This window comes from Chryseomicrobium aureum, assembly GCF_016909155.1.
GTDB classification, from domain to species: Bacteria; Bacillota; Bacilli; order Bacillales_A; family Planococcaceae; genus Chryseomicrobium; species Chryseomicrobium aureum.
The window spans coordinates 75401-82655 of record NZ_JAFBFG010000010.1 but is presented as its reverse complement, the minus strand read 5'-3'; the positions used below and the strand labels follow the sequence as shown (position 1 = coordinate 82655).

6 protein-coding genes and 1 pseudogene are annotated in these 7255 nt (G+C 35.6%); 1 reads left to right on the top strand and 6 read right to left on the bottom strand.

Annotation, left to right across the window (positions count from 1 at the left end):
• Both JOD03_RS13915 and JOD03_RS08700 read right to left on the bottom strand, forming a co-directional pair.
• A pseudogene (locus tag JOD03_RS13915) lies at window positions 1-130 on the bottom strand (IS91 family transposase); the annotation flags it as partial.
• A 122-nt stretch (window positions 131-252) separates the two neighbouring features.
• Entirely contained in the window at window positions 253-1998 is a 1746-nt protein-coding gene (locus JOD03_RS08700) for a mechanosensitive ion channel (RefSeq protein ID WP_239584912.1), read from the bottom strand.
• 561 nt (window positions 1999-2559) lie between these two features.
• Between JOD03_RS08700 and JOD03_RS08695 the strand changes: the two genes are divergently transcribed.
• Entirely contained in the window at window positions 2560-3405 is an 846-nt protein-coding gene (locus JOD03_RS08695) for a DUF2382 domain-containing protein (RefSeq protein WP_204590457.1), read from the top strand.
• Between the two features lie 553 nt (window positions 3406-3958).
• Here the strand turns inward: JOD03_RS08695 and JOD03_RS08690 are convergent.
• The 4 genes from JOD03_RS08690 to JOD03_RS08675 form a co-directional block, all read right to left on the bottom strand.
• On the bottom strand, window positions 3959-4831 hold the full coding sequence (locus JOD03_RS08690) for a hypothetical protein (protein WP_204590456.1): 873 nt from the start codon (window positions 4829-4831) through the stop codon (window positions 3959-3961).
• Window positions 4832-4985: 154 nt separating this feature from the next.
• Window positions 4986-5627, bottom strand: coding sequence for a hypothetical protein (locus tag JOD03_RS08685; protein WP_204590455.1), 642 nt, complete (start codon window positions 5625-5627; stop codon window positions 4986-4988).
• A 41-nt stretch (window positions 5628-5668) separates the two neighbouring features.
• Entirely contained in the window at window positions 5669-6553 is an 885-nt protein-coding gene (locus tag JOD03_RS08680; RefSeq protein ID WP_204590454.1) for a DnaJ domain-containing protein, read from the bottom strand.
• Window positions 6553-7245, bottom strand: a complete 693-nt coding sequence (locus JOD03_RS08675; RefSeq protein WP_204590453.1) for a DarT1-associated NADAR antitoxin family protein — start codon at window positions 7243-7245, stop codon at window positions 6553-6555. Before JOD03_RS08675 ends, JOD03_RS08680 begins: the two co-directional genes overlap by 1 nt.
• Between the last annotated feature and the right edge of the window lie 10 nt (window positions 7246-7255).

Here is a 7255-nt window from a genome sequence, read left to right as displayed (position 1 = left end):
TTCCGCACCCTTGAAATTTTTTGATCTCTTTCAAGACCACCGGTCTTATAAGTCTGCGATGCTTTTGAACAAACTTCTCCCAATGACGATTCTGACCAAAGAAAATCTGCTTAAGAATATTTGTCTCCATAAAATCAAAATACCATGAACACTGGGCTCATGGCATCAAAAATTATATACTTTCTTATCTTTTAAAAAATCAACCTGGCCAGTAGAAGCCAGGTTGATAAAGTGTGCGTCATATGATTTCAATCAGAAGTTCTTTTTATCATCCTCTGTACGGTAATCGTAAGTGGATCCATTATCTGTATTAAAATCATTGGATTGAAGATGATTAAAGCCAGTGTCTTGAGGAACGTCTTGTGCAAGCGTATCATCTGCATGTGCAGAAGTTCCATGCATATAGCGTTCTTCCTCTTGAGTAGATTTCATATCATCCTTCGCATCTTGTTTCATTTGTTCCTTTTGCTGTTCGTAGTTTTCTTTGTCTACTTCAGCCTCATCAATTGATTTTTCCATACGATCTAGATAGCGAGAAGCGTGTTCACGTCCACCTAAACCAAATGCTAAACCAAATGCAAGGGCAACTCCACCAAGGATTAAGATAAACGCCGACTGGATGATTCCAGGTGCAATTCCTAATTGGCTAAGTGCCATAAAGAAAGCAAATCCGAGGATTGCATATTTAGCTACTAAGCGTAAGAAGTGTGGAGAACCTGATGCATCTTTCATCAAGCTACCTACGAGTTTCTCAGCTAAGTTAGCTAGCCAGAAACCTACCGCCAGAATAACTAATGCAGCGACTACCATAGGAAGGTAAGCAAATACTGCACTACCTAGTGATACCATGAAGTCTAGGTTGACAAGTTGTAGTGCTTCCATTACAAACAGAAGAACAATTAATACTTGAACAACTGTTCCGATGATTGAAGCTAAATCAAAGTTAGAAGAATTCGTTTTGTTTAGACCAATTTTTGAAGCTAAATTGTTGATACCAAATCCATTTAATAAGTTGACCACAAAATCTTTCACAAATTTCGCTACGTAGATACCTACAAGTACCAATACAATAGCAACGATGATTTGTGGAATCATGGCCATGATGTCATTTAACATTGCAACGGCTGGTTGTGAAATACCATCAAGGTCAAGAATTTCTAAAGCTGTGATCGTAATTGGGATTAAAATCAAGATAAACGCAATCAATCCAGCAATTTTAGAAAGGCTTGTATTTGAAGTCGTATTTGTTGGTGTAGTTGTTGAATTATTTTTCAAATTCATTTTGTCCGTAAATTTGTCAATTCCAACAGCATGTAAGAATTTCTCTACTAGATTGCGAACTAATTTCGCGATGAAATACCCTATAGCAAATACGATAGCTGCAGAGACCAGTTTAGGAATGAAATTAATGAAGCTAGATAACATGTCTTCAAATGGACCGCTTAAGCCATCAATTCCTAATGCATTTAATACAGCGGGTAAGAAAAGAAGGAAAATTAAGTAGTAAGAAACGTTGGCAACCGTGTCTGTCCACTTCGTTTTCTGTTCACCAGTAGCTGACATGCCAGTCTTTTGACCAAGTTTGTTGAAATCGACTTTGTTGCCCAGCATTTGGATGCCTTTTTTAACTAAGGTAGCCAGTCCCCAAGCAACTAGTAATATCAAACCAGCTTTTAAAATGTTTAAGAAAGCGCCTGTCAATGTGTCATACATGTTCGCAAACGGAGCTGCGAATGTGTCGAGGTTAAGTATGTTAAAGAATAGAACGAATGCAAGGATGAGCAAGATGAAAAATACTACCTTACTAATAATCTTTTCGACTGACCATTTAGAGCGTGTGTTACCTAGACGTTCATTGAGGTTTAGTTTACGAAGACCTTTGAAGACTACTTTCTCAACAACTTTCGCGATAATAAATCCGATTAATAATACAAGCAATGCGAGAAGTAGGTCAGGTAGAGATGATAACATGTCTCTTACATAATATTCATTGAACAATAGAGTTCCCTCCTCTGTTTTGTTATAGGAAAAACTGTTTGATTTTCCTATATAGGTTATACCCACTGAACTGTGTAATAAAACTAAATTGAAGCTAACCGAAGAAGAAGTAATTATCTATAATGAAGATTCCTATACCACAGATAAACACGATGTAAAGTCTCACAATCGGAGTTAGGGGAATTAGGAAATTTACTGTCTCTGATCTTTCTTCTAATTATAAGTGGGATTATCGTGAATAACATAAATTGATTAAAAATTATGAGGTCGCAAAAATAGATTACTTATCAAGAGAGAAATAGAGAATTCATAGCAAATCCTCTCTATTATTAGCGTTTGTGATGAGACCTTTAAAATAAGAAGCTACGCTATACATTGAATATAGATAGATATTTTTTCAACTCATTTCTAACTAATACCTACATATAAAATTATGATTGACTATTCAATCATTACAAATATTACAAATTTTATAAATCAATTTAAGTTTATTCTTGTTTTAAATAAGGTATTTCCTAAATAGAATCAACTTAATTACGAAAAGAACGAGGAGGATGTAAAATGGAAAATCGAGACAACAAGCTATATGGAATCTATGATACGGAAACTGAAATCCAAGCGGAAATGGATCGCTTACGAGCAGAAGGGTATACGGAGGAAGATATGTATATCGTTTCAAACAGAGACAATCAATATTCTATGTACCGTGGCTCTTCTGATTACAACACAAACGAAGAGAGCTCTTGGTGGGATCGTTTCAAAGCCTCTCTAACAGGTGAAGATCTTATTCGAGATCAACATTTTACGAACATGGGATTGTCAGATGAAGAACGCACACGCTATTCGAGCGAACTTGAAGCCGGAAAATATCTATTATATGTAGATAAAGATTACGGAAATCACTTCACTGGAAGTGTGGGTTCATATGATACAGGTAATACATTCGAATCTACTCATGAAGGTACGGAAGAAGAACGCTTAGAACTTCATGAAGAACAACTTCATGTCGATAAACAACGCGTTCAAACTGGTGAAATCGATGTAGAGAAGCATGTCGTAGAAGACACTCAGACTGTAGAAGTCCCTGTCGAGCGCGAAGAAGTCTATATCGAAAGACGTCCAGTCAACCAGGAGTCTTCTGTCCATTCAGAAGGTAACTTCGGTAAAGGGTCGACTCATGCTTACGAAGAAGAAGGACGCATTCACATTCCAGTGACGGAAGAACACGTCGAAGTGACAAAGAAAGATGTTGTCGCTGAAGAGATCGTCATCGGTAAAAAGAAAGTGATGGATACGGAAACCGTTTCTGAAACGGTTCGCCGTGAAGAAGTAGATATTCACGATTCTACAAACCAATTACGTGATACGGATCTAACAGACCGTGACCGTACAGATCGCGATCTATAATAAAGTTATCAAAAGAAGCCAGTTTCCCTGCTGGCTTCTTTTTTGATTTGATAATTAGTTGTTCTCTTCTTTTTGTGACTTTTAAAAAAATCGTAGTTTAATCATAGTATATAAATATTTCAATTGAAGAGTCTATTACGAAAGCTCATGAATTCTTAAAAAGTTATCCAGATACTAAACACCATTTAAATCAAGTGAGCTCATTGATACGTGGGTTTGAAACACCTTATGGTATGGAAATGTTATCTACTGTCCACTGGATTATGAAAGAGAACCCTGAGCAGGCAGAAAATTTCAGTTCGGTTTATCAAGAAGTTTTAGCTTGGAATGATAGAAAAAAGAAATTGTTCTCTGAGGAACATGTTTTCAAAACTTGGCAGTATTTAGTGAATTATAGACAAAGTAATGCGAGCTAAACAAAAAAGCTAAATTTGTGTATACTAGTTAGTAACAGAACCCACCACGCCTCTTTACAATGCGGACCAAGGTGGGTCATTTTTTGCATTCAAAAAGGAGCCTGAATTTGGCTCCTAAACTGAATGTTATTTTAAATTCACTTCATAGAAGGCCAGTTAAACTCCCCTTTATAATATGTTCGTTTTAATCGTCCTAAGTCATGATTCCACTCGGCAATAGCATACGAATATTTACTTCTCCCATTAGTTTGTCGAACCCTTAAGGCAATATTGCCATCTATGATTCGAACAACCTTCTTTAAACCATGCTTAGCAACAGCTCTTTGTAACACTCTCCACCTTTGTTCTCTACTAGTACCTGTAATCTGATAACCCATATCCCTTAGAAAACTACTGTCATTTAATTTCGCATCTTCAAGCTCTCTTTCGTTATCTAATTTCCATTGTTCTACTCTCTGATCATGACGTTCTATAATACCATTTTGTAAATCCTCAAACCTTTTTACTAACTCATTATGCTTAAGTAGCAGCTTTCTATATTCATCCTCTTGTTTATGGGGATGTTGTGAAGTGGTCTCTTTAGAATTTAATTGTTTCTGAAGGTATAAATTCTGATCTTGTAAATTAAAGTTTTTCCTCTCAAGCTCTTTGATTTTTTCATGAATAATAAACAATGGTTTATTTGGACGAATATTTTCGACCAACTCTTTTGGCTTTATTTCTTTAGGTACATCAATAATAACTACTAGTATTTGAACAATAGAATAAATATAGACACCAATCATTGCAATCATCCATAAAACTAGCATGAATTCAGAAGAAATTAAAAAAGTAAGTATAAGACCCAAGAATAAAGATGAATAAATGTTCCCAAATCGAACAGCCAATTTTTGAAGTTTGGGTGAATAATATTTATCCATCAAATAGACGTATGCCAAAATGCTCCCTAAACCTAATGTAAGAATAACTAAAATCACACAACTAATGTCATAAAATCTTGTATTCTTCATCGAATCCCCACCATGTTTTTAATCTTAGTTTATCAGAGTTTCATCACTATAAATATCTCTCTTGTTTCCAAAAGGCTCTTTTTGAAATTAAAAAACTGTATCAATTAGAAGAGAATTGACTCCTCTAAATCAACACAGTTTTTGCTACCACTACTTATTCTTCTCCCATATCCTCTAAAGCTTCCGGATACACAACAGAGCTGATAACCTCGTCAGTATCCACATCCTTCACTTCAATAAGCACTTCTAAATCATCTGACTGAACGCCACTGAAAAGTTGGTATAGTGTACCGACCATTCCAACACTCATGGTCGCAAACCCATCAAAGCTGTTCTCGAAAGCTTCACGGTCTACACTCAGTGTGAAGTGACTATAATCTTTATTCGTTTCTACTCCCTTAATTGATGGGAAGTCACCCGATTCAACTAAGTCTGTTTTAGTCTCTTCCACACTTGCTGCCATTTCTTCCATCATTTCTTTATGTTTGCTCTTAGACATTTTGTACGTAACAGAACCATCGTCATTGGCAGTTGCTTCACCGATTCCATCTGCTTCTGCATTGGCAACTACTTCTGCGAGATCTTCACCTTCAAAGAAGCTCGCTGGCAAGGTTACTTCTACATTAAATAGTCCTTTATCGACGTTGACGCCACCTTCTTCAGACTCAGTCTCTTCTGTATCTACTGTTTCGGTAGAGGCTTGATTCTCTATTTCCTCGGCTGGTGCTGTTTCTTCATTCCCACATGCACCTAAAACTAAAAGGCTCGCTGCGAGTAATGCTACTAGTTTTTTCATTGTATTCTCCTCTATTCAAAATAAATTCCACATAATCAGTTTTACTCAACTTTTAACTCTCCATTATTTTGCCAGCCATCTACGAGTCCTGTATGATAATCAAATGTAATATAAGAAATTCCATAGTTCCACCAATTCCCACCGATAGTTATACCATCTGGCGTCCCCATAATAGCTTTCACTTCATCTTTAGTAGATCCAAGTCCAAAAGTCGTGCTACTGCTTGATACTGTAGGGTTGTCATTAGCAATTAAAGAAGTTGAATCATTCTCTAATCTATTAATTAATTCTTGATTGAAACTCGCCAACTCTTCATTCTCATCTTCAAGTGCAGCGACATTTTCTAATAAAGTATCGTATTCTATTTGTAATGATAAGTATTCAGATGAATTAGTAGTTCCCTTTTCGCTTTCTAACACCTCAATTTTTGCTTTTAAATCATTGTTTTGAGTGAGTAGCTCTTCTAAGTTTTCTCGTTGCTGAGTAATCTGCTCTTGCAGGACATCACTATTTTCATAAGTATCAACCAAACTATTATAATCATTCACTATTGTATTATTTTCATTTAGCAACATGACTATCGCAATGACAAACAAGATTACTATGCTTAATAAAGGAAAAAATAGTTTATGCCTCCAGGTAGTTTTTCTGATGCCACTATCAAAAGGTGCAGACGAAGTTGTAGTTTTTCTTACAACTACATTTTTGTTCTCATTTAATTGTTGTTGTGTTTCTGATTGGAATAATTGATCATACTCTTCTTTTCTCTTCGAGTTTGAAAGTACCTCATAAGCCTTTTCAATCAACTTTTTTTCTAAAGGTGAATGTGTTGTACTCATTCTATCTTGATATGCTTTGTATATTTCGTCCTTTGTTGATGAGGGCGATATATTTAGAAGATGATAATAGTTGATTTGGCCAGCCATTAAGATTCCTCCTCAAAAAGATTCTGTTGTTGAGTTTCAATCATCTCGTTTTTTCCATATATGCCATCTAGCCTTATTTTTAAATAATTTGAATCTTCAAGAACTTTGTGAAGCAGATTATGGTTATGTAAATACACAAATAAAGCTGCTGATCTTGCCTGACAATTGAAAGATTTAGATGGGTTATATTCGATGTCAGTAAAAGCGTCATATTTGATGAGTTCCATAGATAAGTGATGATTCTCTGAAAGAGCTTTTAAATATATCCAATCATAAAATAAAGTTTTAGGTTTTAATGGCCACTCTTCTAGAAAATCAAATTTTATTAACTCTCCAGATCCTTTTAAGCGAGCATCTGTTTTAGCTTCTCGTGGAGGTGCTAATAGCAAATCCATATAAGGCCCACCTTTTTCGAACACCTTAGAGCTTTGAAATATATTTTCTACAGGTATTTTTTGTTGATTATGTTGGATTTTAAGATTAAATGCACTCAATTGCATACCAAGTGGGTCAATACTTTTTGAAGATATCTCTAAAATCTTCGAGTCGGGATTTTCAACTAAGTAATTTTGATGTAATGACTCTATCGATTTTTGTTTCTGACTTATAGAAAATCCAGGAAACCAGTTGAATTCGACGCCTTCCTCTCTAACTCCATCTGTATAGACTACAAAGATTGGTCTACTCGCCATCAAATTCCTC